The 25,899-nt window shown below is 52.9% G+C and carries 23 protein-coding genes; 14 read left to right on the top strand and 9 right to left on the bottom strand.

Going from position 1 to position 25,899, the window contains the following annotated elements:
• Positions 1 to 57: 57 nt before the first annotated feature.
• Genes JK231_RS22100 through JK231_RS22090 form a run of 3 tightly spaced genes read right to left on the bottom strand, consistent with a single transcriptional unit; the run spans position 58 to position 2,613 of the window.
• On the bottom strand, positions 58 to 1,242 hold the full coding sequence (locus JK231_RS22100) for an acetyl-CoA C-acetyltransferase (protein WP_211729531.1): 1,185 nt from the start codon (positions 1,240 to 1,242) through the stop codon (positions 58 to 60).
• Positions 1,239 to 1,907, bottom strand: a complete 669-nt coding sequence (locus tag JK231_RS22095) for a CoA transferase subunit B (protein WP_211729530.1) — start codon at positions 1,905 to 1,907, stop codon at positions 1,239 to 1,241. Before JK231_RS22095 ends, JK231_RS22100 begins: the two co-directional genes overlap by 4 nt.
• Positions 1,894 to 2,613 (bottom strand): CoA transferase subunit A, encoded by a 720-nt coding sequence (locus JK231_RS22090; protein ID WP_034822730.1) that lies wholly within the window; start codon positions 2,611 to 2,613, stop codon positions 1,894 to 1,896. The genes JK231_RS22095 and JK231_RS22090 overlap by 14 nt, the downstream gene beginning before the upstream one ends.
• A 146-nt stretch (positions 2,614 to 2,759) precedes the next feature.
• On the opposite strand from JK231_RS22090, the gene JK231_RS22085 reads away from it, so the two are divergent.
• The 7 genes from JK231_RS22085 (at position 2,760) to JK231_RS22055 (ending at position 10,909) form a co-directional block, all read left to right on the top strand.
• On the top strand, positions 2,760 to 3,659 hold the full coding sequence (locus JK231_RS22085; protein WP_097117774.1) for a LysR family transcriptional regulator: 900 nt from the start codon (positions 2,760 to 2,762) through the stop codon (positions 3,657 to 3,659).
• Between the two features lie 648 nt (positions 3,660 to 4,307).
• Positions 4,308 to 5,006, top strand: coding sequence for a LuxR family transcriptional regulator (locus tag JK231_RS25570; protein WP_237448762.1), 699 nt, complete (start codon positions 4,308 to 4,310; stop codon positions 5,004 to 5,006).
• An 18-nt stretch (positions 5,007 to 5,024) separates the two neighbouring features.
• Positions 5,025 to 5,567, top strand: coding sequence for a fimbrial protein (locus tag JK231_RS22075; protein ID WP_211729529.1), 543 nt, complete (start codon positions 5,025 to 5,027; stop codon positions 5,565 to 5,567).
• A 60-nt stretch (positions 5,568 to 5,627) separates the two neighbouring features.
• Positions 5,628 to 6,365 carry a fimbria/pilus periplasmic chaperone gene (locus JK231_RS22070; RefSeq protein WP_211729528.1) on the top strand — a complete coding sequence of 246 codons (738 nt, stop codon included), beginning with the start codon at positions 5,628 to 5,630 and terminating at the stop codon, positions 6,363 to 6,365.
• A gap of 1 nt (position 6,366) precedes the next feature.
• On the top strand, positions 6,367 to 8,901 hold the full coding sequence (locus JK231_RS22065; RefSeq protein WP_211729557.1) for a fimbrial outer membrane usher protein: 2,535 nt from the start codon (positions 6,367 to 6,369) through the stop codon (positions 8,899 to 8,901).
• 36 nt (positions 8,902 to 8,937) lie between these two features.
• Positions 8,938 to 10,224 (top strand): fimbrial usher protein StbD, encoded by a 1,287-nt coding sequence (stbD, locus tag JK231_RS22060; RefSeq protein ID WP_058961285.1) that lies wholly within the window; start codon positions 8,938 to 8,940, stop codon positions 10,222 to 10,224.
• Entirely contained in the window at positions 10,190 to 10,909 is a 720-nt protein-coding gene (locus JK231_RS22055) for a fimbrial assembly chaperone (RefSeq protein ID WP_211729527.1), read from the top strand. Before stbD ends, JK231_RS22055 begins: the two co-directional genes overlap by 35 nt.
• Before the next feature lie 244 nt (positions 10,910 to 11,153).
• Here JK231_RS22055 and JK231_RS22050 read toward each other — a convergent pair whose 3' ends face one another.
• Entirely contained in the window at positions 11,154 to 11,621 is a 468-nt protein-coding gene (locus JK231_RS22050) for a DUF1203 domain-containing protein (protein ID WP_160833233.1), read from the bottom strand.
• 198 nt (positions 11,622 to 11,819) lie between these two features.
• Here JK231_RS22050 and JK231_RS22045 point away from each other — a divergent pair, with 198 nt between their 5' ends.
• The 5 genes from JK231_RS22045 (at position 11,820) to glgX (ending at position 20,472) form a co-directional block, all read left to right on the top strand.
• Positions 11,820 to 12,062: a hypothetical protein gene (locus JK231_RS22045; protein WP_097117768.1), complete on the top strand. Its 243-nt coding sequence runs from the start codon at positions 11,820 to 11,822 to the stop codon at positions 12,060 to 12,062.
• Between the two features lie 334 nt (positions 12,063 to 12,396).
• Positions 12,397 to 13,836: a glycine betaine/L-proline transporter ProP gene (proP, locus tag JK231_RS22040; RefSeq protein WP_097117767.1), complete on the top strand. Its 1,440-nt coding sequence runs from the start codon at positions 12,397 to 12,399 to the stop codon at positions 13,834 to 13,836.
• Positions 13,837 to 14,078: 242 nt separating this feature from the next.
• Positions 14,079 to 15,863: a malto-oligosyltrehalose trehalohydrolase gene (gene treZ, locus JK231_RS22035; RefSeq protein ID WP_211729526.1), complete on the top strand. Its 1,785-nt coding sequence runs from the start codon at positions 14,079 to 14,081 to the stop codon at positions 15,861 to 15,863.
• A complete protein-coding gene (treY, locus tag JK231_RS22030; protein WP_211729525.1) occupies positions 15,860 to 18,355 on the top strand; it encodes a malto-oligosyltrehalose synthase in 2,496 nt (831 codons plus the stop codon). The genes treZ and treY overlap by 4 nt, the downstream gene beginning before the upstream one ends.
• Before the next feature lie 41 nt (positions 18,356 to 18,396).
• On the top strand, positions 18,397 to 20,472 hold the full coding sequence (gene glgX, locus JK231_RS22025; RefSeq protein ID WP_211729524.1) for a glycogen debranching protein GlgX: 2,076 nt from the start codon (positions 18,397 to 18,399) through the stop codon (positions 20,470 to 20,472).
• Positions 20,473 to 20,505: 33 nt separating this feature from the next.
• On the opposite strand, the gene JK231_RS22020 is transcribed toward glgX, so the two are convergent.
• Entirely contained in the window at positions 20,506 to 20,844 is a 339-nt protein-coding gene (locus JK231_RS22020) for a helix-turn-helix domain-containing protein (protein WP_034822694.1), read from the bottom strand.
• A complete protein-coding gene (locus tag JK231_RS22015) occupies positions 20,816 to 21,223 on the bottom strand; it encodes a type II toxin-antitoxin system RelE/ParE family toxin (protein ID WP_097117762.1) in 408 nt (135 codons plus the stop codon). Before JK231_RS22015 ends, JK231_RS22020 begins: the two co-directional genes overlap by 29 nt.
• 290 nt (positions 21,224 to 21,513) lie before the next feature.
• On the opposite strand from JK231_RS22015, the gene JK231_RS22010 reads away from it, so the two are divergent.
• Both JK231_RS22010 and JK231_RS22005 read left to right on the top strand, forming a co-directional pair.
• Positions 21,514 to 23,151 (top strand): methyl-accepting chemotaxis protein, encoded by a 1,638-nt coding sequence (locus tag JK231_RS22010; RefSeq protein WP_211729523.1) that lies wholly within the window; start codon positions 21,514 to 21,516, stop codon positions 23,149 to 23,151.
• 71 nt (positions 23,152 to 23,222) lie between these two features.
• Positions 23,223 to 24,425 carry an MFS transporter gene (locus tag JK231_RS22005; protein ID WP_249221792.1) on the top strand — a complete coding sequence of 401 codons (1,203 nt, stop codon included), beginning with the start codon at positions 23,223 to 23,225 and terminating at the stop codon, positions 24,423 to 24,425.
• A 70-nt stretch (positions 24,426 to 24,495) separates the two neighbouring features.
• Here JK231_RS22005 and JK231_RS22000 read toward each other — a convergent pair whose 3' ends face one another.
• The 3 genes from JK231_RS22000 to JK231_RS21990 are packed head-to-tail and all read right to left on the bottom strand — an operon-like array spanning position 24,496 to position 25,776.
• Complete coding sequence (locus tag JK231_RS22000) at positions 24,496 to 24,831, bottom strand: SRPBCC domain-containing protein (RefSeq protein ID WP_211729522.1); 336 nt, start codon at positions 24,829 to 24,831, stop codon at positions 24,496 to 24,498.
• Positions 24,828 to 25,142, bottom strand: coding sequence for a metalloregulator ArsR/SmtB family transcription factor (locus JK231_RS21995; protein WP_034822684.1), 315 nt, complete (start codon positions 25,140 to 25,142; stop codon positions 24,828 to 24,830). Before JK231_RS21995 ends, JK231_RS22000 begins: the two co-directional genes overlap by 4 nt.
• A 25-nt stretch (positions 25,143 to 25,167) precedes the next feature.
• On the bottom strand, positions 25,168 to 25,776 hold the full coding sequence (locus JK231_RS21990) for an ATP-dependent Clp protease proteolytic subunit (RefSeq protein WP_211729521.1): 609 nt from the start codon (positions 25,774 to 25,776) through the stop codon (positions 25,168 to 25,170).
• Positions 25,777 to 25,899 lie beyond the last annotated feature (123 nt).

Raw genomic sequence — 25,899 nt, 5'->3', positions numbered from 1 at the left:
TTATTATTTTGTAGGGTTGAAGGTAAAGACATTGCCAAAAATTTTAATCGGTCCGCCTCAATCCGGGCGTTCAACCGCCAGGGCGACGCCCATACCGCCGCCAACACACAGCGTTGCCAGACCGCGCTTTCGCTCACGCTGCTGCAAGGCATGAATGAGCGTCACCAGAATGCGGCAGCCGGAGGCACCAATCGGATGCCCCAGCGCAATGGCACCGCCGTTGGCATTGACCCGTTCCGGCTGCCAGTTAAGCGCTTTGCCTACCGCCAAAGCCTGCGCGGCAAAGGCTTCATTAGCTTCGATCAAATCCACTTGATCCAGCTCCCAACCAGCCTGTTTCAGGGCTTTGTTGGTGGCAGCCACCGGGCCGATACCCATCACCGCCGGATCCACACCGGCCATGCCGCTCCCGGTCAATCGCGCCAGCACCGGCAATCCCAATGCGGCGGCGCGTGATGCTGACATCAACAGCACGGCGGCCGCGCCATCATTCAGGCTGGAAGCATTACCTGCGGTCACGCTGCCGTCCTTTTTAAAGGCGGGATGCAAACGCGCCAGCCGCTCTGCTGAACTGTCCGCGCGTGGCTGTTCATCTTCACCGATCACCAATGTCTCGCCTTTAGCCTGCGCCACCGCGACAGGCGTGATTTCGGCGCGGAATGCGCCCTGTTGCTGTGCCGCCACCGCTTTCTGTTGGGATTGCAAGGCAAACGCATCCTGATCGGCACGGCTGATGTGGAATTCATCGGCCAGATTCTCGGCAGTGATCCCCATGTGGTAGTCGTTAAACGCATCCCATAGACCATCGTGGATCACGCTGTCCATCAGTTGACTGTGCCCCAAACGACAGCCGCCACGCGCCTCCGGCAGCAGATAAGGGGATTGGCTCATACTCTCCTGACCGCCCGCGATAATGATCTCGGCGGCACCGCTTTGAATGGCTTGTGCGGCCTGAATCACCGCTTTCAGCCCTGAGCCACACACCATGTTCAGCGTGCTGGCTGGCACGCTGTAAGGCACGCCCGCCGCCACGGCCGCCTGGCGCGCAGGGTTTTGCCCGCATCCGGCGGTGAGTACCTGCCCCATAATGACCTCATCGATTAGCGCGGGATCGAGCGCGGTTTGTTTCAGCAGTGTGGCAATCACCTGCTGGCCCAGTTCTGCAGCAGTAAGAGACGCCAGCGCACCGTGAAAACGGCCGATGGGCGTGCGGGTGGCTGCCACAATCACACATTCGTTCATGATGCCTCCTTTGAAAAATGCATTTCACGGACATCATCGGCGATGCGTAATTGCCCGGCCGTCTTTGCACGGATCTCATCCAGCGTGACGCCCGGCGCATACTCACGCAGCACAAAAGCGCCCTCTTCAATCTCCAGCCAGCCGAGTTCAGTAATCACTTTACGAATACAGCCGACGCCGGTAAGCGGCAAAATGCATTCGGACAGCAGTTTTGATTCGCCATGCTTTGATGCGTGCGTCATCATCACGATGATGTTTTCCGCACCCGCCACCAAATCCATCGCGCCGCCCATGCCCTTGACCATTTTTCCGGGGATCATCCACGATGCGATGTTGCCGCTAACGTCCACTTCCAGCGCGCCCAGCACGGTAAGATCAACATGGCCGCCGCGGATCATGGCGAAAGACTGTGCCGAATCGAAGATTGCCGCACCCTTTCTTGCGGTCACCGTCTGTTTGCCGGCATTGATCATGTCGGCATCCAGTTCGGCTTCGGTGGGAAACGCCCCCATGCCCAACAAACCGTTTTCCGACTGCATCATCACGTCCATGCCCTCAGGTACGTAGTTGGCCACCAGCGTCGGCATGCCAATGCCAAGATTGACGTAATCGCCATCGCGTAGCTCCTGCGCCACGCGCTGCGCCATCTGTTCACGCGTGAGCATGTGCGCCTCCTTCACTCAGGGTGCGTTTCTCAATGCGTTTCTCGAAGTTGCCCTGTATCAGGCGATCGACATAAATGCCCGGCGTATGAATAGCTGCTGGATCCAGTTCACCTGGCGCCACAATCTCTTCAACTTCAACAACGGTGACACGGGCAGCCATCGCCATCAGTGGGTTAAAATTCTGCGCAGTGTGGCGATAGATCACATTGCCGTACCAGTCCGCTTTCCAGCCTTTGACGATGGCGAAGTCACCGCGGATCGCTTGTTCCAGAATGTAGTGGCGCCCATCGAATTCTCTGACTTCTTTACCTTCTGCCACGGGCGTGCCATAGCCGGTGGCCGTATAAAATGCGGGTATACCCGCGCCGCCTGCGCGCACTTTTTCCGCCAGCGTCCCCTGCGGCGTGAGAATCACTTCCAGCTCACCGCTGAGCATCTGCTGCTCGAACAGCGCGTTCTCACCGACGTAAGAGGCGATCATGGTTTTGATCTGCCGATTCTCCAGCAGCAGCCCGAGGCCAAAGCCATCCACGCCGCAGTTATTCGAGACCACGGTCAGCCCCTTAATGCCCTGCTGACGAATTTCGGCGATGAGATTTTCTGGAATGCCGCACAGGCCAAATCCCCCCGCCAGCAGCGTCATGTCGTCTTGCAATCCAGCCAGCGCCTGCTGATAACTGGTGACGCGTTTGTCTAATCCTGCCATTGCTGTATATCTCCTCAGCTCACCGAATAAAGCCATCCTCGCGTCACAAAAATGATTTGTTAATTTTGTTTTTATTGGCCTTTCATTTACTTTTCTTATTAATATTCTGTTAATCGTTGTTTTACATAAAGTTAACAAAAAGCAAAATGAAAATGACTATCAAGCAGTTACGCGCGTTCTTAGCGGTCGCTCACACTTTGAGTTTTGCCCAGGCCAGCGAACGTCTGGCGATTTCGCAACCGGCGCTGAGCCTGGCGATCAGCGGATTAGAAGAAGCGTTGGGCGGACCGTTGTTTATGCGCACCACTCGCCACGTATCACTGACGCCGGAAGGTGAGATCTTTTTTCCCATGGCGCGACGATTGCTGGCGGATTGGGAAAATGCCGAAGAGGCGATGCATCTGCGTTTTACGCTGCAACTGGGGAAAGTGTCGATTGCCGCCATGCCCTCTTTTGCTGGCAACCTGCTGCCTGCGGTGCTGAAGGCTTTTCGCCAGCGCTATCCCGGCGTCAATATCGCGGTGCATGACGTGATCAATGAAACGGTGCTGGAGATGGTGCAGGAGGGACGCGTGGAGATGGGTGTCGCCTTTGAACCCGAACTGGCCGATGCGCTGCACTTCACCCCGCTGGGTAGCGACCGCTTTGTTGCCGTGGTGCCCGCTGATAGCCCGTTAGCGGAGAAGCCACAGCTGAGCTGGCGAGAACTGCTGCATCTGGATTTCATTACCTTGCAGCGTCCTTCGGCGGTGCGTCTGCTGCTTGAGCAGTCACTGGCACAGGCAGGAAGAAGACTCGACGTCGCTTACGAAAGTCATCAATTGGTCACCGTGGGCAAAATGGTCGCCAGCGGTTTGGGAGCCAGCGCGGTGCCTGCTCTTTGTATTCAGCAGATGCGAGAACTCGGCGCGGTATGCGTGCCGCTGGTCTCACCACAGATTGAGCGGCGAGTGGGCATTTTGCGATTGAAACAGCACCAGCTCTCTCACGCTGCTGCCGCTTTGGCGCAAACCATGAGTGACGAATGTCGCTGGCCCGACTCATAATTCAGCGTTAATTCACAACGTAACCTCAACCAGACAATATTTGTCGCCTGGTCTTCCTAAATGCACAGTCTTTTTTTATCAATTAAATAAACACCAGACATTAACAATTGATTTAGCCAAATAAAATATTTCGTAGATAAATCATAGCCAGTAAGCTGAACCCTCATCCGCTTTGATTAATTGTACTAATCAAAGCGGTCACAAGATTGCTAATGATATGTAAAAATCTTCTCCGCGCGGACATTTTAAGATCAAATCCACCCTGCATTAGGTGTAAGAATAATCCTAAGAGAGATAAATATCCCCTTCCGTAAGGTGAACTTCATTACTCAATTACCTCGCCGCATCACAACCCACAGACCAGAGGCAGTTTTCATTACATCAAATAAAAATTAAAAATCCTGGAATCTCACTTTTAACACCAAAGATAATCAGGCTCAACACTGACGAACATTCAATTATTTAGCAATTAATGCTATCTAAATTTTGATCCCAAAAGCCGATTTTCACCATTAATCCTGGGGGATTTAGAAAGTTCTTAACTCTAAAGGGGTATGAAACGATGACGATCATGCCAAGTTGAGAAAAGACAATGGAATTTTAAAAATCACCATCCCGTACAACCTAAGACTTTTCTGAGGGTAAGAAATGACTAATTTTCTTAACTCGTTGAATAAAAACAACTATCCTGCCAGGATATCCGCAGCTCTTACAGGAGCGGATGAGTTTGTTATGAAAAATACCACACGAGAGGACTTACGCTGTGCCAGTTGCAAATATGGCTGCCAGCTGACGAACCGAAACAACGATATTCTTAATCGCTGTCCAATACAAAAAATTGCGATTTGGCCGGGGAACAATCATTTCCTGATTAAAGGTGTACTTTCATTAGTCGCTGGTCGCTATGAAAGTGTGTTTTGCCGGGGATGTATATTCGTTGATTTTTCGCGAGAAAACTTACGTTATCTCACCAATAAAAACTGGATTGATTATCTGAAATCCACCGGGCTGACCATCGTTTTGGTCTCCGATCGACCGCTGGCCGCTCTGGCTGCACACTGGATAAAGAGTGAGGGAATCCACTCCGTTATTTATTGTGAAGACCGGTTAGAGGATATCAAGAAGGTGATTAACAGTACCTATTATGGTTTAAAAGGAGGCGCAACAAGGAGAGTTAATGCACTGTCGAATGAGGAAGTAACCTTTCTGGATTTAGCCTTAAAAGGGAATTCACTTTCTGCCATTTCGATAGCAATGAACCATGAGATGAAAAAAATTTACAACATCAAAGATTCGATTCGACGAAAGACCGGTACCAGCCTTAATCAGCTGATCTCGGGTCACTAAGTAAAAGGATTACACGAAATGACGCAAACACATAAAACACTGCTTTCACTGGTTATCACCGGTGCCCTTTTCTCGGCCTCTGCCGTTGCAGCGTCCGATAACACCATTAATTTCCAGGGTGAAGTGGCTGATGAAACCTGTTCCATCTCGGTGAATGGCAATGCTGCCTCACCGGTGGTGCTGATGCCCACCGTGAGTAAATCCGATCTGGCTGCCAGTGGTGATGTCGCCGGACAAACCGCCTTTACCGTAGGTTTGACCGGTTGTACCGGCAACTCAGCTTCCTCAACAAAAATTTCAACGGTGTTTGTCGGCAACAACGTGACGGCCAATGGCAACCTGGCGAATACCGGCACCGCAAAAAATGTTGAGGTCCAACTGGTGGACAGTAAAGACGCGGTGATTTACCTGACAGGCGGCTATACCGGTGATGGCGACCTGACGCTTGCCGCCGATGAGACCGAATCCTCGGCCACTTATAAAGCACAATATTATGCCAATGGTGTCGCCGCTGCCGGAACCGTGGCTGCTTCATTACAATACGCTGTGACTTACCAGTAATAATTAATCAGCGTACGTTCGGATATCCGGGCGTGCGCTGCATGCCATGAGATTGTCTGTATGTATTTACGCAATGCCCTGGGCGCGTTATTTATCAGCGTGATGTCAGCCTCGGCAGCAGCAAGCGTCACGCTGCTGGGCAGTCGGATCATTTACCCGGCACCGGTCAGCTCCATCAATATTCAATTTAAAAACGACGATAGCATTCCATATGTTATTCAGACCTGGTTTGATGAGGGTGATATGGATGCCAAACCACAGCAGATTAATCGCGTGCCCTTTATCACTACGCCGCCGGTATTTCGTATTCAGCCGAAATCAGGGCAGGTCGCGCGTATTGTCGTCAGCCAGCCAGACAAACTGCCTCAGGATCGAGAGTCCGTTTACTGGTTTAACATGCTGCAAATTCCGCCCGCATCACAGGCTGCCGCCGATAAGAATGCCATGACGGTCATGCTGCGCAATCGGGTGAAATTGTTTTATCGCCCGGCGGCAATAGGCAAACCGGGCAATATTTTATCGGGTATTAAAGTCCGCACTCTAATCGATCCCCAAAAAGGCAGCGGATTACAGATCGATAATGCGCAGCCCTGGCATGCTTCATTCGTCGCTATTTCCCTGCGTATCGCGGGAAAAAATTATGCGTGTGAACCTGTAATGGTTGCCCCGTTCTCCGTGCATACCTGCTGGTTCAATCATACCAAACAACGCTTACAGGGTGTAGGCAGCGTCAAACTCGACGCGATTAACGATCAGGGAGCCAGAATAAGTGAAAATTACCCCATCAACTCCCAATGAATTGAAATTCCCCTTATTCTTTCTGACCGTTTCATTCTATTTCTCAACAGCCGTGCACAGTGAAGAATATTATTTCGATCCGTCGCTGTTTAAAGGCTCAGCCTTCGGTCAGAACATCGCGCAATTCAACCAAAGCGAGTTGCCCGCGGGGCATTATCTGGTCGATGTTTATGTCAATAATGGCCTCGTGTCATCCAGCGTGAAGCTGGAATTTTTGCCCCCGGCACAAGGAAAAGAGGCCGAGCCATGCTTGCCCTTTTCGCTGGTGAAAATGTTGCCGTTAAAAAAGGTTCCAGCACAGCCAATCGATCGCGAGTGCGCCCCGCTTGTTGACTGGACGCCACAAGGGAGCTGGGCTTTTGATGCCGCCGCGTTACGCCTGAATATCACGCTGCCCCTGTCAGCGCTTAAGCGCACGCCGCATGGTTATATTCCGCCCGAACAGTGGGATGGCGGGATGACCGCGTTATTCCTGCGCCACAACACCAATTACACCTGGACGGAAAACAGCGCGGCCGCCTACCGCTATCAATATCTGTGGAGCGGGATCACCGCAGGCACCAATGTCGCCAACTGGCAGCTGCGTCATCAGGGCAATCTTCGCTATCTCAGCAGCAGTGTGGGTGGTAGCAGCTATCGCTACAACAAGGTACGAACCTGGGTGCAACGGCCACTGACGTCGATCAATAGCCAGCTTTCCCTTGGCGATAGCTACACAGACAGCTCGCTATTTGGCAGCCTGCCGTTTAATGGCGTAAAACTCGCCACTGACGAACGTATGTGGCCGCAAGGCAGACGCGGTTATGCCCCTGAAATTCGAGGCATCGCCTTATCTAATGCCCGTGTGATTGTGAAACAGTTGAACAAGGTCATCTATGAAACCGTGGTGCCGCCTGGCCCGTTTATCATTGATGATCTGAACAACACCCGCAGTCAGGGAGATTTTGAAGTAGAGGTGATTGAAGCCAACGGTAAAATCGCTACCTTCACGGTGCCCTACTCCTCGGTTCCTGATTCGGTTCGTCCGGGCAATTGGCATTACTCGCTGGCGCTGGGCCGTGTGCGCCAATATTACGCTGTGAATAACGCTTTTTTTGAGGGCGTGATGCAGCGCGGCGTCAGTAATAGTTTGACGGCAACCGTCGGTTCACGGCTGGCGGAAGATTACCAGGCGTGGCTTCTGGGAGGTGTCTGGGCAACCGGAATCGGTGCGATGGGTCTGAACACCACATTTTCCCAGGCTAAGGCCGAAAATGACCAGCGCACCTCCGGCTGGCGTGCCGAGTTGAGTTATAGCAAGACCTTTCAGACCGGCACCAACCTGGTCCTGGCCGCTTATCGATATTCGACTCGTGGATTTCGCGACCTTCAGGATGTTTTAGGGGTTCGACGCCAGCATCAAGCGGACATCAACTACTACTCAGACTCGCTCAACCAGCGTAATCGCTTATCGGCGACACTCAGCCAGTCAATGGATGCGTATGGCCTGGTCAGTTTAAGCGCCAGCACCGCCGATTATTACAACAACCAGTCACGCATCACCCAGTTGCAGTTCGGCTATAGCAACAGCTGGCGCAATATCAGTTACGGTATCAATGTGGCGCGTCAACGCACCTGGTGGAATACCCAGCAATTTAACCTGAGCGTCAACGATAACCTCGACAGCAGCCGCCAGCAGCGATACAGCGAAAATACCCTTTCAGTGAATATTTCAGTACCGCTTAACTGGGGTGCGGGTCTTTCATCTGTGGCCTACAACTACAACCAGTCAAAACAGAGCCAGTCTTCGATGGCGACACTAACAGGTTCGGCAGGCGAACAGCGCGATTTCTCCTATTCGCTCTACGGAGGAACTGAGCATTACCGCAATGGCGTCAACGGAGAAGCGAGCTCCTTTGGGGGCAACCTGCAGCAAAACACCCGTTTTGGCGCAGTCCGCGCCAACTACGGCCAGGGAGATCACTATCGCCAGGTCGGTTTAGGCACGTCTGGCACTTTACTGCTGCATCGTGGCGGTCTCACTGCGGGGCCTTACACCAGCGATACGTTCGCGTTGATCCATGCCGAGGGCGCCCAAGGTGCAGCGGTGCAAAACGGACAAGGAGCCGTCATTGACTACAACGGATATGCGCTGCTGCCCTCGCTCACCCCTTATCGTGAAAACACGGTCAGCCTCGATACGTTGCACATGCGCGCCGATGCTGAGTTAAACGGCGGAAGCCAGCGTGTGGTTCCTTATGCCGGTGCCGTGAGTCAGGTGAGTTTTGCCACCTTACGCGGCACCGCGGTATTGATTTCACTGAATACCACCGAGGGGATGGCACCGCCGATGGGCGCCGAAGTGCGTGATGCCTCCAACACCGTGATTGGCGTTGTCGGTCAGGGAAGCCAGCTTTACGCACGCGTTCCGCATGACTCCGGCAGTTTGCAAATCAGCTGGGATGGCAAAACCCAACGCTGCGCCGTCAATTATCAAATCACCGGAAAGACGCAACAGGCGCTTATCCTCCTCAATGGTATTTGCAGGACGCTATAACTCGTGAAAATTAAATATCTCCTCGTAGTGCTGCTGATGCTGCCGCTGACGTTATGGGCAAACTGCATCAAAGTCACCAGCACCTCATCGCTTTCAGCCGCCGCTCTGGCAGCCGGCTATACCGCATCGTCCTGGACGGGTGCCTGTGATACCTGTTCAGGCAACCTGGGTTTGCCATCGGTGATCAGCATCAACAGCGGTACATCCTTTCAGCCCGCAGGATCGTTGCTGGCCAGTTCAGTCGGTTCGTTTCTCACCTCCGCCAGCAACACCGCTTACAGCCCGAATCAGATTCTCTACCGCTGTGCAGTAGCGGATGCGGGCAGTTTGTATGAGATGTACGCCACCAACGGTGACAGCGCCTATGCTGGCATGTATGCCAGCAGCGAGGTTAGCGGCGCTTATTACGATGTGGCGAAAAACGTGGCAGTGCGCATGACCAATCTGACCACCGGTGAGTATTACAGCCGCTACTGGAAGTCACGCCAGTTTACCGCCGACAGTTGGTACTCTGACGGCACCTACCTTTATATTCCGGCCAGCGCGTTTAGCAACGTGTTGTACGAAATGTTCAAAATCAGTTCAACCAGCTATTACGCCAATGGCGATAACCGCTACAGCGATCTTTGGACGCAGCCGCGCGGCTATATTGCTTTTAAAGGCCCAGGTCTGGACACCAACAGTCTGGCGGTAGGTCAGGACAGCGCCAGCTATTGGTACGGGTTTTACGGCAACTGGCCCGCCGCCTGGAGTACGTATCGCAACGTGACCTATGTGCGGGGCGCGTTGTGTGAAGTCCAGAACTACCCATCTGTGGTGCTGCTGCCAACCATCAGCGTGAACGCGCTCAAAGCAGGCGGTAGCAGTCAGGTACCGTTTTCGATCTCGCTGCAGTGCGAATCGGGCGCGCGGTCCAGCACCAGCACATCCACCAGCACTGCCGCCAATGTCGCGATGGGCTTGCTGGTGAATCAGCCCAATGCAGTGTCACAAGCGACACAGTTAGGTTTGACCACCAGCGGCGGCGGATTGACCTGGCTGCTGGATAATCAATATGGCAGCAGCGGCGTGGCCTCGGGTGTGGGCATCAAAATTTATAACGCCAGTGGTTCTGCCATTAACTTATTGCCTAACCTCGCCAGCACCGGCACCGGGAATACGCGCGGCTGGTATGCCTATACGGATCTCACCTCGCTGGTCTCTTCCGGTAGCAGCAATATTTACAGCGGTGATTTTTTGGCTTCGCTCGAAGCCATAAGTGGACAAACAGTAACAGCAGGGACAGTCAATGCGCAGTTGCAAGTGGTGGTCAGTTTTCAGTAACACATTGGCATTGAGCAGCCTGTTATTCGCTGCTCACGCCATGGCCGTGGTGAATGTGGATAGAACACGCATCATTTTTAATGCCGGTGAGAGCAGCCAGGCGCTAAATATAAAGAACGGTGCGGATACCCCCTCCGTGGTACAGATCTGGAGCGATGACGGTGATTTGATGCAGTCCCCGGAATTGAGCAGTGCACCCATTTTTGCCGTGCCGCCGATGATGAAACTCGCACCTGATGAGCAGCGTGCAATTCGTCTGGTGCTCACTTCACGCCAGTCGCTGCCGGAGGATCGTGAGAGCCTTTACTGGCTGAATATTTATCAGATTCCCGCGCTGAGCAGGCAAACAGGCAGCGCCGAACAAAAAATCATGTTGCCGTTGCGATTGCGGCTTAAGGTTTTTATCCGACCGGCGGCGCTGGGCGTGCCTCAGCCTGAAGATGTGCAGAAGCTGCGTTTTATCGTGCACGAACGCCAGCTAACACTAAAGAATCCAACGGCGTGGTATATGAGCTTAAGATTACAGATTGCCAATAAGCTTAAAGTGGATGATGTGCTGGTGGCGCCGTTTGGTTCGTTCACCCTCCCATTAACGCGACCGGTTCAGGTGGGTGAGAGCGTGATTTATGAGGTGTTTGACGACAACGGTAACCCGGTGGGATATCAGAGCCATACCGATACATAAGTTAGATTGCCGCGCCGTGATGGCGCGGTAATCTGGTGTCATTCACGAAGCGTTTTTGTAAGGATCGCGAACCTGAGCCACCGCCAGTGCGCCGAATAGCAATATTACCGATACTGCTAACAGTGCCCACATAAAGCCGCCTGACATCTGTTTAAATCAACCATCTGTTGCGAGACTCACCATGCAAGCGACACATACTCGCCACCTCGCCACCCTCAAAATATCTTACAAACGTGATTTAGCCCTAATGCCTATTAATCGCCGCCAAATAGCAGCCAAATCGCGCACTATGGGCGTGGATATACACAGTTTCAGGGCGCTGTAGCAGATCTAAAACGGTTTGCTCCACTTCATCACCCGTCGCCAGCTCTGCCGCAATAATGCAGTGCTCAAGATTAAAGGCTCGCAGTGAGAGTTGACGCTTAGCGAGGTATTCCGGGATCTCGTTGTAGAAGATGCCGGACTGCATACAACCTTCATGAATGAAAATTGCGTGTTTCCCCTGGTATGGTGATTTCGCGGGTTGATAGGTGTGATTAAGCAAGATTGCATAAGCTCCTGGTGGAACATCCTTCAAGCCAATGCGGTCTGGCAAAGCCGAGGCTTGGCTGGCTAACACTCGGCGTGCGTTGTACTGTGCCAGGTACTCATCATCCTTTCCGTATAAATGTGCAAAATCGCTGCTATTCAATCCGCTAATAATGTAATGCATACTGCCTCCTGCTAATAACATGGGTTCATCAGCAGTAAACGTTATCGAGCCCATCCTTGCTCGCTGGAAACGGACAGAGAATTATTGATCGCAACCGCAATTGCATTCACCTCCTTAGCTCAATCAGCCAGGGTTTGCTAAAGTAGTGGGCATCAGGTATCAAGCGCTGCACTTGCATGTTTACACGGGAATTTGACCATGCCAGATTACATTTTCTATAAAAAAGATCAGGTCATTGCCACTGTTGAAAGAACAGATGTCGAGAGCGCCGTCTTGCTCATTTCACAAAGCTATAAAAAGTTAGATGAAGAAGTTGAAGCGGCAACTCCGGAAGCGGCGTTAAAACGGTTAGCGGATATACAAAATCAAGATAATGTAACGCATCATGCTTTCGTGACGGGTTCGGTATTTAGCTCTATCGTCAGTGCGCTGTTCAAATGATTCTCCCTCGCCTGCTTTGCGCCGCTGAAACCCTTGTGGCGCACATTCTCCCAGCATAATTAACTCTCTGACAAACTGTCACCGCATAATATGATGCAGAATAAAAACGGTCTCCCTCATCACGACACAATCTATTATTTCACCCCTCAAGCACTTTGACAAAATATACCTTCATCGCTACGCTTTAATGCAAGGATATATGTCACAAACTTGCACATCTTAAAGAGATTACCTAAGGTATCCGCCTTTCAGCCTCTTATAGCTTTCATTTCCATAGGTGAATTTTTTGGCTGCGAAAGCTATAAGATCGCTCTAATTTTACTCATGGAGGTTTATGAGCACCGGAACGATTTCTAAACAATCTGACTTAACCGTTGATGATATTACGGTCATCGATAACAAATTATTAAAACGCGCTGTGAGTGCTGCTGCGTTAGGCAACACCATGGAATGGTTTGATTTTGGCGTATATAGCTATCTCGCCGTGATTATCGGCCAGGTCTTTTTTCCTGGTGCCAGTAACACTGCGCAGTTAATCGCCTCCTTCGGCACCTTTGCCGCTGCGTTTTTAGTTCGCCCAATCGGGGGAATGGTATTTGGGCCGTTAGGTGATCGCTTTGGGCGGCAGAAAGTACTCGCCTTCACCATGATCATGATGTCGATTGGCACCTTCTGCATCGGCCTGATTCCCAGTTATGCCAGTATTGGCATTGCCGCCCCGATCCTGTTGCTGGTGGCACGTCTGGTGCAGGGTTTCTCCACCGGCGGCGAATACGGTGGCGCAGCGACCTTTATCGCGGAATACTCCACCGATAAGCGCCGTGGCTTTATGGGTAGCTTCCTGGAATTCGGCACACTGGCGGGTTATCTGCTCGGTGCCAGTCTGGTCACCGGCATGATCGCACTATTACCGCATCAAGCCATGATGGATTGGGGCTGGCGTATTCCCTTTTTCCTGGCCGCACCTCTGGGATTATTTGGTCTCTATATTCGCCTGAAACTGGAAGAGACGCCGGCATTTAAAGAGCACATGGACAAGCGCGAAGAGCTTGAGCACAATAAGCCTCAACTGACCTTGCTGCAGATGCTGCGTGTACAGAGTAAACCGCTGTTGAAATGTATTGGCCTGGTGCTGTTATTTAACGTATCCAATTATATGTTGACTGCTTATATGCCCAGCTATTTAACCGGCGTATTGGGCATGAGTGAATTATCCGGGCTCATGTTAGTCATGGTCATTATGTTTATTATGATGCCATTGACGTTGATGTGGGGACATTTAACCGACCGTATGGGCCGTAAGCCGGTCATTGGCTTAGGGGCTCTGGGCTTAATATTGCTGGCTATTCCCAGCTATATGCTGATTGGTTCTGGCAATATGATGTTGGTATTTGCCGGTCTGGCGGTATTAGGTTTATTGCATACCTGCTTTAGCGGCACCATGCCCGCCACATTACCGGCCCTGTTTGTCACCGATATTCGCTACAGCGCATTAGCGATAGGCTTTAACCTCTCCGTGTCACTGTTCGGCGGCACTACGCCGTTAATCACTGCATGGCTGGTGGACACCACGCACAATGCGATGATGCCCGCTTATTACATGATGGGCGCCGGAATTGTCGGTTTGATTACGGTGCTAACGTTGAGTGAAACCGCGCGTAAACCGCTGAAAGGCTCTTCACCTGCAGTCGCCACCAAAGCGGAGGCGCATAAGCTGATTGATAAATTACGTAAGCAACGCGGCCGCAAGGTCCAGCAACACAAACCAGCATAATCTTCGGGGCGACCATCAGGTCGCCTTTCTTCTATTCACCTCCCTGATTAGCGAAGCGTAAGGCTTCGATAATTTCCTAAACACATCTGTTCGCGCCAGAAAAGCGCAAAATATCGACTATGATCTGTTCTCAGTCTTTCTTGTCGTCCCACTGTATATCGTACTCAGTCAGCATCTTTAAACGGAACGTGTACCGCTTGATGTCGTCCATTGCCCTTGCGAGGGTTAAACGAGGCAATTGAATGGAATTCAGATCATTTAAGAAATCCTGGGGAGCTGAGATTCAGGCGGATGGCAGCGTGCTATTCCGCTTGTGGGCACCGGGTCAGCAACAGATTACCTTGCGTCTCGCCGATGGCGATCATCTTATGTCAGCCTCGGACGATGGCTGGTATCAACGGCAACTGGGCGGCATACAACCTGGTGCGACTTACAACTTTGTACTGGCGGATGGCACGGTGGTGCCCGATCCCGCCGCTCGCGCGCAACAATCCGGGGTCAATGGCCCTTCCGTGGTCGTCGATCCTCGTCATTATGCATGGCAGCACACGGATTGGCGCGGACACGCCTGGCAAGAAACCGTGGTGTACGAACTGCATATCGGGACTTTCACACCCGAAGGCACTTTCGAGGCCGCCATTACCCGCTTGCCCTATTTGCAGGCACTCGGCATTACCATGATTGAGGTGTTGCCGGTGTCGCAGTTTGGGGGCAATCGCGGTTGGGGCTATGACGGCGTATTGCTGTACGCACCGCACTCCGCTTACGGCTCGCCGGATGATTTCAAAGCCTTCGTGGATGCTGCACATGGACACGGCCTGTCGGTGGTGCTCGATATTGTGCTCAATCACTTTGGTCCGGAAGGTAACTATCTGCCGCTGCTGGCCCCTGATTTCTTCCACAAAGAGCGCATGACACCCTGGGGCGCGGGCATCGCATATGATGTTGATGCCGCACGTCGTTACATCGTGGAAGCGCCACTCTACTGGTTGCAGGAATATCACCTCGATGGCCTGCGCTTTGATGCCATCGATCAAATCGAAGATACCTCCAGCAAACATGCGTTGATTGAGATTGCTGAACGTATTCGTCGTGAGATAACGGACCGCCCTATCCACCTCACCACGGAAGATTCACGCAATGTCACCTTCCTGCACCCGCGTGACAAACAGGGCCATGCGCCGCTGTTTACCGGCGAATGGAATGACGATTTCCACAATGCCATTCATGTGTTTGCCACCGGTGAAACCCATGCCTACTACCAGGATTTCGCTGACATACCTGAAAAGCTGATTGCACGCATTCTGACGGAAGGTTTTGCCTATCAGGGGGAAATCTCGCCGCAGAGCGGTCAACGGCGCGGCGTGCCCAGTGCGGCACAGCCTCCGATTGCCTTTGTTGATTTTATCCAGAACCACGATCAGGTCGGCAATCGTGCGCAGGGTGACCGCTTAATCACGCTGGCAGGCACTGACCGCACCAAAGTGCTGCTGGCCACGCTGTTACTGTCACCGCATATCCCGCTGCTGTTTATGGGCGAGGAGTATGGCGAAACCAACCCGTTCCTGTTCTTCACCGATTTTCATGGTGATTTGGCTAAAGCGGTACGTGAAGGACGCGCCCGAGAGTTTACCGGCCATGCGGGGCATGACGACAGCGTGCCCGATCCCAACGCGGCAGAAACTTTCACCCGCTCGAAACTCGACTGGAGCAAGCTGGAAAGTGAGAAAGGCAAAGCCTGGCTGGCGTTCACTCAGCAATTGCTGGCATTGCGTCAGCGCCACATTGTGCCGCTGCTCGCCACGGCGGGCGGTCACAGTGGCAAAGTGCTGAAAACGGCCAAAGGTTTTATCGCGGTGAGCTGGCAGTTCCCGCAGGGTGAACTCTCGCTGGCACTGAATATCAGCAAGCAGGCGCAGCCCTTACCCACTATGGCAGGCAAAACCCTCTTTGCCTGGCCGCAGGAGAATGATGTGTTGCCGCAACATGCCATTGTGGTGCGTCTGGCACAGGGAGAAAAAGCATGACAATTCCTTCAGCAACCTACCGTATTCAGTTCCGCAACGGCATGACTTTTGACCGCGCCATCACCTTGTTACCTTATTTGCAGCGGCTCGGTATCAGCCATCTTTACGCCTCACCTATCTTCACTGCCACCACCGATTCCACGCACGGCTACGATGTCACTGATGCCAATGAAATCGATCCTGCGCTGGGCGGACGTGACGGTTTTAACCGACTGTCGGCGGCATTACAGCAGGCCGGCCTCGGCTTAATTCTGGATATCGTGCCAAACCATATGGCGGCGTCACTGGAAAATGCCTGGTGGCGTGATGTGATCGAACATGGTGAAAGCAGTCAGTATGCACGCTATTTCGATATCGACTGGTCGCGTCCCCTCACATTGCCGTTCCTCGGCGATGATTTTGAACGCGTGCTGCAAAACGACGAATTGAGCATTAAGCCCCATCCGCAAACTGGCCATCCGGCGCTGGCTTACTACGACAGCTTCTATCCGCTGACGCCTGCCAGTTGGCAAGGACGCGCCGATGAGGTGCTGGCCATCAACGATCGCGCAGCGATTGCCGAATTGCATCAGCAGCAGCCCTGGCAGCTGATCAACTGGCGTGACGCACGAAAAGATCTCTCTTACCGACGCTTCTTTGAAATCACTGGGCTAGTCGGCGTGCGGGTCGAGGATGAAGCCGTGTTCAACGCCTCACACGCACTGATTCTGGAACTGGTTCACAGCGGTGCTGTGAGTGGTTTGCGTGTCGATCACGTTGATGGTCTGGCCGATCCGCAGGGTTATCTTCAGCGCTTGCGTCAAGCCGCAGGTGCGGATTGCTACATCACGGTAGAGAAGATTCTGGCAGAAGAAGAGCAGATTCCGGTTGAATGGCCCATTTCCGGCACCACTGGCTATGAGTTTATCGCTGCGCTTTCACATGCGTTGATCGACGATACCCAGATTGATGCGTTGCATCTGGCCTATGAAGCCGTCACCGAAGAGCGGAATGATGTCAGTGCTGGTCTGCGCGCCGCCCGTGAATTGATGGTTGACCGTAACTTCGCCGGTGAATTTTCACGTCTGCTGGCGATAGCGACCGGGGTGGCACATTTAGAACAGCGCAATTTTGGCGAAGCTGAGTTGCATGTCGCCCTGCGCGAGATGCTGATCGCCTTCCCGGTTTACCGCACCTATGGTCGCCCGGCGGGCATGCCTTTGGCGGGTGAAGCGCTGCTGCAACAGGTACTGGAAGCGGTGAAGTTCAGTGCTTTTCCCGCTGCACTCAGCTTCCTGCAGGCCATATTACTCGGTGCGGTCTCGGAACAAAGTGAACCGGATGCCGCTGAATTCCGTACGCGCTTCCAGCAACTCACCGGCCCGTTGATGGCGAAATCGGTGGAAGACACCCTGTTCTTCCGAAATCACGCCATCCTTGCCATCAACGAAGTCGGCGCGGAACCGCTGCCGCACCCCTTCTCTGTGGAACACTTCCACCAGCAGATGCACACCCGGCTGCACAAACAACCCGACGCCCTCTCAACGACATCAACCCACGATACCAAACGCGGGGAAGATGCCCGTGCCCGGCTATATACGTTGAGTGAAGCGCCCGCACGCTGGGCAGAGAACGTCACGCGCTGGCGGGAGCTGAATCAGTCCAAAGTGCTCACCCTGAACGAAGGCCCGGCCCCCGAACCGGCGGTAGAATGGATGCTGTATCAGGCGCTGGCCGGTGCGTGGCCCACGACCTTACGACCAGATGACCACGACGGTTTGCGTATCCTTGAGGCACGCTTTTTACCGTTTGTGGAGAAAGCGCTGCGTGAAGCCAAGCTTCGTACTGACTGGGCGGATGGCGACGAAACTTACGAACAGGCGGTGCTGGAATATGCAAAACATCTACTATCCGCTGAAAACCCAGCATTCCTGACGGACTTCGTCACAGCCATTCAACCTTTCGTTGATGCCGGCCTGGTTAACAGCCTGTCACAGACCGTGATTAAGCTCACCGCACCGGGCGTCCCGGATATTTATCAGGGCAGCGAAGCGCTGGATTTCAGCCTCGTCGATCCCGATAACCGCCGTGAGCCCGATTACGCCGTGCTGGAGGCGCAACTTGTTGATCGCAGCCGTCCTGATTTCACTCAGCCCTCTGACTGGCGCAGCGGCAAACTCAAACAGCAGGTCATCGCATGCTTATTACACCTGCGCCTGGATAAGCCGCAGCTATTCCGTTTCGGCGATTATCAACCGTTGTACGCCACAGGCGCGCATCCAGAGCATCTGATTTCCTATGCCCGACAGGACAGTGAAAACAGCCTCATCGTTGTGGCGCCTCGTTTAATGCTGGAGGGCACTTCCTGGGCTGAAACGTCCATTCCCTTACCTGAGTCACTGGCCCACCGGCACTATCGCAATCTGTTAAGTGGCGCAACCTTAGCGCTTAACGAACAACTTTCTTTAGATAACTTACCGCCTTACGCGCCACTGGTGCTGATTGCCAGTTAATAACAAGCCTGTATTTCTGTTCATCGGATGGAGAGGAATGAATGTCTAACGCAAAGCCTTTAGAAATTATCGCGGGTTCGGGTCAAACGCTTGGCGCAAATTATGATGGCGAGGGCGTCAATTTTGCCCTGTTTTCAGCGTTCGCCGAGCGTGTGGAATTGTGTCTGTACGACGAGAGCGGTCAGCACGAAATCGCGCGTTTTGATCTGCCGGAAAATACCCATGAAGTCTGGCATGGCTACATTCCCGGTCTGCAGCCAGGTGCACTTTACGGCTACCGGGTGCATGGCCCGTTTGAACCAGAAAACGGCCATCGATTCAACGCCAACAAACTGCTGCTCGACCCCTATGCTCGTGAGCTGCGCGGCGATATCCAGTGGAACGATGCGCATTTTGCCTACGACCTGCTGCATGAAGATAAAGATCTGACTTTTGATGAACGCGACAGCGCACCGTTTACGCCAAAATGCCGGGTGATCGATCCCAACGAATTTGACTGGCAGGACCGTAATCGTCCCGTTATCCCATGGTCACAGACCGTTATCTATGAGACACACGTTAAGGGCTTCAGCCAGTTGAACCCGGCAGTACCCCCTGAAATGCGCGGCACTTACGATGGCATGAGCAACAAAGCCACCGTCGAATACATCAAAAGCCTCGGTGTCACGTCGGTTGAGTTGCTACCGGTGCACTGGTTCCCGGACGATCAGCATTTGCTTGATAAAGGGCTGAAAAACTTCTGGGGCTATAACTCAATGGCGTTTTTTGCCCCGGCCTCGCGCTACTTTGGCCCGCGTGGCATTCAGGGCTTTCGTGATATGGTCCGCGCCTTCCACGACGCCGGTATCGAAGTGATCCTCGACGTGGTTTACAACCATACGGCGGAAGGTAACGAATTGGGACCGACGCTGTCGTTCAAAGGCATCGATAACTTCTCCTATTACCGCACCTTGCCGGATCAGCATCGCTACTACATCAACGATACCGGTACTGGCAACACCGTGAACACCTCCCACCCACGCGTGTTGCAGATGGTAATGGATTCTCTGCGCTACTGGGCGGAATCGATGCATATCGACGGTTTTCGCTTTGATTTGGGCACCATTCTCGGGCGCGAACCGGAAGGTTTCGATCAGCGTGGCGGCTTTTTTGATGCCATGACGCAGGACCCGGTACTGTCGAAATTGAAACTGATTGGCGAACCCTGGGATATTGGCCCCGGCGGCTATCAGGTTGGGGGCTTCCCACCAGGCTGGGCAGAATGGAATGATAAATATCGCGACACGGTGCGTGAATACTGGAAAGGCGACAACGTCTCAACCGACTTTGCCGCGCGCCTGCTCGGTTCAGGCGATCTCTACGATCAACGCGGCCGTCGTCCCTGGGCCAGCATCAACTTCCTTACCGCACACGATGGCTTCACGCTCAACGATTTGGTGTCTTACAACGAGAAACATAACGACGCGAACGGTGAAGATAACAATGACGGTCATAACGATAATCGTTCGTACAATTACGGCGCGGAAGGCCCGACCGATGACGAAGGCATCAACGCGGTGCGTGAGCGGCAAAAGCGTAACTTCCTCGCGACGCTGCTGTTCTCACACGGCACGCCGATGCTGCTGGCGGGCGACGAGTTTGGCCGCAGCCAAATGGGCAACAACAACGGATATTGTCAGGACAGTGAAATCTCCTGGCTGCATTGGGAAAACTTGCCGGAGTCCGCGGATGCCTTACGCGAATTCACTCGCCATTTGCTGGCGTTAAGGGCGAAACAGCCGTTGCTGCGCCGTGAAAACTGGCGCGACGGTATGGACATAAAATGGTTTAACGCTGGCGGCGGCTTCCAGCAGGCAGACCAATGGGATGAGGGCAGCACGCTTGGCGTCTACATTGGCCGTCCGGACCTGCAAACCGAAGAAGGCATCTGGCACGATGTGTTGATGTTGTTCAATCCGTTTGAAGGCAACGTGCCCTTCCGCATCCCACAATTTGGCGAAGGCGGTTGGGTACTGGAACTCACCACCTCCGATACCGCTAAAAAAGGGCTGGTGATTACCAAAGAGAAGGATTTTGAACTGGAAGGCCGCAGCATGGCGCTGTTTAGAAGGCCATAATTTTAAAGGGGAAACTGGAGTCCAGTTTCCCCTTTAAACAACAAATGCATCAGGGCCTTTAGCAGCCAGTGTATTTAAGATACGCAGTGCCGGGCCACTCGGCTTGATTTCTCCTCGCTCCCACTTTGAAACGCTATCCACTGTCATACCTAAGGTATAAGCCAGTAATGCCTGACTCAGGCCATACTGTTTACGCATGAGTTTAATTTCCAGACCGGTCATATCATGTACAGCTGCAACACGCTTGCGATACTCACTTGCAGAGATTCGCGTGGCAATCTGAGAGACATCTTCATCAGAAAGTAGGCCTAATCCTCGCAACTCTTCCGCATCTTCAATCATCTCATCCAATGTTGCTGGTGTAGTTTTCATCGCAGTTTACCTCTCTGAATGTCCCACGATTTTTAAGCTGTAGCAGGTCTGCCGCACTCGCTTGTAAGTAGCCTTTCGCAAGGATTTTATACGTTGCCAACACGTCATCCTCGATCTCTTTGGCATTTTTCTTATGCAACTCGCCTTTAGTCCAGCCATCATAAAAAAATAGTGTGTTTCCTCTTTTGAAGAAAATCACCGACCGGGCACCACCACTTTTCCCCTTACTCAGTGCTATACGCTTTTTAATCACGCCTCCCCCCAGGTCAGCTTCAAACTCGCCCCTTTTGACTTCCGCAGCAGCATGGCAAAGGTCAGCATCATGAAGACTGGCCTTTTTGAAATTCCGATCAAAACGTTTATGTACATAAATCGCCATTCCTTAGCCCTTAACCTTTACCCGTAATGATTATTATAATAACGATTACGACCTCGCGACAATATCGGCTTGTTAGGATTTCTGAATCTGTCGCACAACATATTTCACTGGATCTATTTAAGATCGTGAGAATGGCTAAAAATGTTGCGCCTTCGCTACGTATGATTTGATCTCCATCACCGTGCAATAAAAAATAATTAACTAAATCTCGCATTCTGCCGATGGTTATTAATCTGCCCTATTCCCTGATTTTCCTGAACCAGGGGTGCTTTTAGATTAAGGATAATTAGATGACCATCTCCCAGCGTCTCTTGCTGACCCTTTCCATGTTGTTTGGCGCCATCATCCTGCAGGCGATTCTTGCGCTCTCGCTACTGTCAGGATTTCAGGACCGTTTTGAATTTGTGCAAACTAACGCCATTCCTTCGATTAAGGACATCGGCAAACTGATCGATCAAAGTAACCAGCTGGCCATTACGCTTTACAAACACCAGAGCCAGATTCACGACAGCAACATGCCTGCCGTAGAAAAACAGATCGATGAGCAAATCAATGGACTGAAAGCGCTGACCGATTACTACATGGCAAACGATATTTCGAATGAGGAAGACAAACGCCTGACTAACATCGCTTTTGATAACATCCAGCGCGTTGCATCGCAGTTACCTGCATTTCTTACAGCGTCACGTGCTCACCAGAATGAAGTGAGCCTGAGTTTGCTGGAAGGAGATAGTGGTGTGGGTGCCGCCATTCGTCAGATGATCGCTGATTATCAAACTCAACAGGCACTCAACATTACTGCGGGCGACGCATTGCGCGCCACCAATCAAAGCACCTTCCATTTTGTCTTTTGGGCCACCGTTGCAGGTGTTGCGGCGACAGTGGTGATCTTCGGCCTATTCTCGCTGTTTACGGTGATGCGTATTCGCCGCAGTTTGGGCGCGGTAGGTAAGGTCATGCTGGCGGCCAGCGAGAACCTCGATCTGACTTTAAGCGCCGATGAAAGCCGGCGAGATGAAGTGGGCAATATGGCACACTCCTTCAATATTTTGATGCAGCGCGTCTCTGAAGCCCTCTCTTCAGTGCGTAAAGCGTCTCAGTCCGTGAGCAGCGCTTCAGTGCAGATTTCAGCGGGCAATGAAGATCTCTCTTCACGCACCGAACAGCAAGCGGCATCGCTGGAGCAAACGGCTGCCAGCATGACGGAACTCAGTGAGACGGTGCGCCAAACGGCGGACAACACCCGGCAGGCGAGCCAGCTGGCAGCCAATGCCCGCGCGCTGTCAGAGAAAAATGGAACCTCGCTCACCACCATGCTGTCGACCATGGACGAGATTCGTGGCAGCTCGCGCAAAGTGACTGAGATTGTCTCGATCATTGAAGGTATCGCTTTCCAGACCAACATTCTGGCCTTGAACGCGGCGGTTGAAGCGGCGCGCGCCGGTGAACACGGCAAAGGCTTTGCGGTGGTTGCCGGTGAAGTGCGCAGCCTGTCTCAGCGCTCAAGCAACGCAGCACGCGAGATCAAAGTGCTGATTGAGGAATCTCATCGTTTAACCGAATCGGGTGCCACGCAAGCCAGTGATGTGGGCCGCAATATGGACGTGATGAATGATGCCATTTACCAGGTGAGTCAGTTGGTGAGTGAGATCGCTGCGGCTGCCGTGGAGCAGAGCCAGGGCATCGTTCAGGTGCAGCAAGCGGTTAATCAGATGGATGATGTTACCCAGCAGAACGCCGCCTTAGTGGAACAAGCCGCGGCCGCTTCGCAATCGCTGCAAGAGCAGGCGGGTAACCTGAATCAGTTGGTCGGTAAATTCCATGTCAGCGATGTCATTGACGTTCCACAAACCATCATCCGTACGCCATCGCACCCCAAGCCACAGCGTTTAGCGGTGGTTAATGACGCCGACTGGCAGAGTTTTTAATCACTGTTTCTCCCCGCGTCGCGCACGCGGGGAGCCTTTCTGTTACCCTTTCCGCTAATTTATGGATGGGGATGAATATGGATTTACAGCAACAGCTACGCGGTAAATGGGCGATCTACGGCCTAATGTTTTTACCCGGTTTCACCTGGGCTTCGTGGGTGAGTCGTACACCTTACATGCGCGATATTCTGCATGCTTCCACGGAAATGATGGGCATGATCCTGTTCGGCTTTTCCTGTGGCTCAATGCTGTGCGTTCTGCTGGCAGGCAAACTCATCACCCACTTTGGCACTAGCCGTGTCATGCGTTATGGCTTTGTGCTGCTGTTGAGTGGCGTCGCAGTCATGTTAGCTGCCCTTCAACTGCACAGCGCGTACGGTGTCTTCGCCAGCCTGGTGTTGCTGGGCGGCGGTACCGCATTGATTGATGTGGTAATAAATGTCGAAGGCGCTGCCTTTGAGCGTCTGATTGGCAAATCGATCATGACCACCATTCACGGCTTCTTTAGCTTTGGCACGCTGATTGGCGCGCTGTCAGGACTTGCCATGACGGCAGTTGATGTCAGCATCACCTGGCACTTTGCCTTCGTGGTGCTGGTGAACCTGCTGATTGTCTCCGCAGCCCTGCGTCATTTACCCGCCACCAGCGACAGCGAACGACATGAACAGGCGCACAGCGGCGGTTTCCTCGCTCAGGTCGGACGCGAGCTGCGCGATCGCCAACTGCTGATCCTTGGGGTGGTGATTTTGGCGATGGCGCTGGCAGAAGGCTCTGCCAATGACTGGCTACCGTTACTGATGATCGATGGTCATAATCTTAATCACACGCAAAGCACGCTGGTGTACGCGGGTTTCACTGCGGGCATGACCGTGGGACGTTTCCTTGGCGGATATGTGGTGGATCGCCTGGGCCGTGTACTGGTATTACGCGCCAGCGCATTCTCAGCCGCCCTGGGTCTGGCGATGGTGATTTTCTCCAACAACCAATGGCTGGCGGCAGCGGCAGTGTTGTTCTGGGGAATTGGCGCTTCGCTTGGCTTCCCACTGACCGTCTCCGCTGCGGGCGATGGCAAAAACAGCGCGATTCGCGTGACCATCGCCGCAACGCTTGGTTATCTGGCCTTTCTGGTGGGACCGCCAGGACTGGGGTTTATTGGTGAACACGCGGGTCTGCGCATGGCGATGTTGCCGGTGCTGGTGATGGTGCTGCTGGCGTTAGTTTGTGCGGGCGCGGCAGGATCTCGTGATGCGAATAAGGCTGATCAACCCGTGTAAAGCTGGCGGCCTTCGGGCCGCCAGAAATGTACGTTTGGGAATAAGGCGCGCTAAAAAAATTAGCCCGAGGCTATGCCGCCAGCATCAATCCACCATTTTCATCATTTGCGGCCTGCAAGTACAGATCAGCAAGGCGATGGACGATAGTCAATCGGGTGCCACCCGCGTCATCGGGCGCGATTAGAAACGTCACGTCACTCTTCAGGTAAGGTGGTGCGTCATCACGTAACCGGTAACGGATCGATTTTCCAGGTTCGCAGTCAACAGGTTCAGCCTCCGCTAATACAGCGTTGGGTAGCCAGGCTTCCCGGTACTCCGCAATACTGATAGCGCGCCACACTTTCTCCGGCGTCGCATCCAGTTGATACTCTTGTACCAGTTCGTTGGATTTTTCGGCTTCACTCATTGGTCCATATCCTTCAGCAAACTTTTCAGGGCATCAATGCGTGTCGGCCAAAACGCGCGATATTTGGCTAGCCAGTTGACCAGAAACGTCATGCCCACCGGGTCAACTTCATAGTTCACAAAGCGCCCTTGCCGCTCTTCACGCACCAGCCCCGCACCCCGTAACACCGCGAGATGTTGAGACATCGCCGATTGGCTGATCTCCATCCCGTCGCGCAACGCCGTGGCATTCATGCGCCCCACCGACAGCTTTTCAAATATGGCACGGCGGGTCGGATCCGCCAGTGCTTTGAATATCGCATTTTCAATCATGTTGATGACATTAGCACTGACTTATTTAAGCGGCAAGATAATGCGCGGCGATCTCTTGCTCGGTGACGATCACTTTCGACACCAAACCGTATTCTACCGCCTGCTCCGCACTCAACCAGAAATCGCGCTGAGTATCTTGTTCAATCCTCTCAATCGCCTGCCCGGTGGCATCCGCGAAAATATGATTGAGGCGATTTTTCATGCGCACGATTTCATTACTGTAAATCTGCATATTGCTGGCGGGGCCTTGCATGCCGCCGGAAGGCTGATGCAGAAGGAAACGGGTGTTGGGTAACGCATAGCGATTTGCTTTGTTGGCGGCGACATAAATCAACGCACCTGCGCTGGCCACACAACCAGAACCAATCATGATCACTTCGGGAGTGATAAAGCGTATGGCATCAAAAATCATATCGCCCGATTCAGCATGACCGCCGGGAGAGTTGATAAAGATCGTGATCGGTCGATCGCTGATGGCGGCGAGGATGTGCAGATGCTGAACCACCTCTTTGGCCATTTTTTCATCCACGGTGCCGGTAATGAAAATCTTGCGTGCGTTGATCAGATGTTCCATCAGCGATGGGTTAAGTGGCGGTGCTGCCGGTTCAGAAGGTTCGGTGTTACTGTCGCGCATGGAATCACTCCGCAAAAAATGGGGACACCAAACACATTAGCAATTACTTATCCATTAGGCGAATATGATGCAACGTCAATCGATGACGATGTTAATCAGTAGGGCACCGAAAAGTGCCCTGAC

It is taken from the genome of Pantoea sp. JGM49 (assembly GCF_018257655.1).
GTDB classification, from domain to species: Bacteria; Pseudomonadota; Gammaproteobacteria; order Enterobacterales; family Enterobacteriaceae; genus Pantoea; species Pantoea communis.
This window is presented reverse-complemented; position numbering and strand designations above follow the sequence as displayed.

Excerpts from the sequence above, each read along its gene's own strand:
- JK231_RS22100 (WP_211729531.1), bottom strand. The coding sequence starts at position 1,242 with ATGAACGAATGTGTGATTGTGGCAGCCACCCGCACGCCCATCGGCCGT.
- JK231_RS22095 (WP_211729530.1), bottom strand. The coding sequence starts at position 1,907 with ATGCTCACGCGTGAACAGATGGCGCAGCGCGTGGCGCAGGAGCTACGC.
- JK231_RS22090 (WP_034822730.1), bottom strand. The coding sequence starts at position 2,613 with ATGGCAGGATTAGACAAACGCGTCACCAGTTATCAGCAGGCGCTGGCT.
- JK231_RS22085 (WP_097117774.1), top strand. The coding sequence starts at position 2,760 with ATGAAAATGACTATCAAGCAGTTACGCGCGTTCTTAGCGGTCGCTCAC.
- JK231_RS25570 (WP_237448762.1), top strand. The coding sequence starts at position 4,308 with ATGACTAATTTTCTTAACTCGTTGAATAAAAACAACTATCCTGCCAGG.
- JK231_RS22075 (WP_211729529.1), top strand. The coding sequence starts at position 5,025 with ATGACGCAAACACATAAAACACTGCTTTCACTGGTTATCACCGGTGCC.
- JK231_RS22070 (WP_211729528.1), top strand. The coding sequence starts at position 5,628 with ATGTATTTACGCAATGCCCTGGGCGCGTTATTTATCAGCGTGATGTCA.
- stbD (WP_058961285.1), top strand. The coding sequence starts at position 8,938 with ATGCTGCCGCTGACGTTATGGGCAAACTGCATCAAAGTCACCAGCACC.
- JK231_RS22055 (WP_211729527.1), top strand. The coding sequence starts at position 10,190 with ATGCGCAGTTGCAAGTGGTGGTCAGTTTTCAGTAACACATTGGCATTG.
- JK231_RS22050 (WP_160833233.1), bottom strand. The coding sequence starts at position 11,621 with ATGCATTACATTATTAGCGGATTGAATAGCAGCGATTTTGCACATTTA.
- JK231_RS22045 (WP_097117768.1), top strand. The coding sequence starts at position 11,820 with ATGCCAGATTACATTTTCTATAAAAAAGATCAGGTCATTGCCACTGTT.
- proP (WP_097117767.1), top strand. The coding sequence starts at position 12,397 with ATGAGCACCGGAACGATTTCTAAACAATCTGACTTAACCGTTGATGAT.
- treZ (WP_211729526.1), top strand. The coding sequence starts at position 14,079 with ATGGAATTCAGATCATTTAAGAAATCCTGGGGAGCTGAGATTCAGGCG.
- treY (WP_211729525.1), top strand. The coding sequence starts at position 15,860 with ATGACAATTCCTTCAGCAACCTACCGTATTCAGTTCCGCAACGGCATG.
- glgX (WP_211729524.1), top strand. The coding sequence starts at position 18,397 with ATGTCTAACGCAAAGCCTTTAGAAATTATCGCGGGTTCGGGTCAAACG.
- JK231_RS22020 (WP_034822694.1), bottom strand. The coding sequence starts at position 20,844 with ATGAAAACTACACCAGCAACATTGGATGAGATGATTGAAGATGCGGAA.
- JK231_RS22015 (WP_097117762.1), bottom strand. The coding sequence starts at position 21,223 with ATGGCGATTTATGTACATAAACGTTTTGATCGGAATTTCAAAAAGGCC.
- JK231_RS22010 (WP_211729523.1), top strand. The coding sequence starts at position 21,514 with ATGACCATCTCCCAGCGTCTCTTGCTGACCCTTTCCATGTTGTTTGGC.
- JK231_RS22005 (WP_249221792.1), top strand. The coding sequence starts at position 23,223 with ATGAATATGGATTTACAGCAACAGCTACGCGGTAAATGGGCGATCTAC.
- JK231_RS22000 (WP_211729522.1), bottom strand. The coding sequence starts at position 24,831 with ATGAGTGAAGCCGAAAAATCCAACGAACTGGTACAAGAGTATCAACTG.
- JK231_RS21995 (WP_034822684.1), bottom strand. The coding sequence starts at position 25,142 with ATGATTGAAAATGCGATATTCAAAGCACTGGCGGATCCGACCCGCCGT.
- JK231_RS21990 (WP_211729521.1), bottom strand. The coding sequence starts at position 25,776 with ATGCGCGACAGTAACACCGAACCTTCTGAACCGGCAGCACCGCCACTT.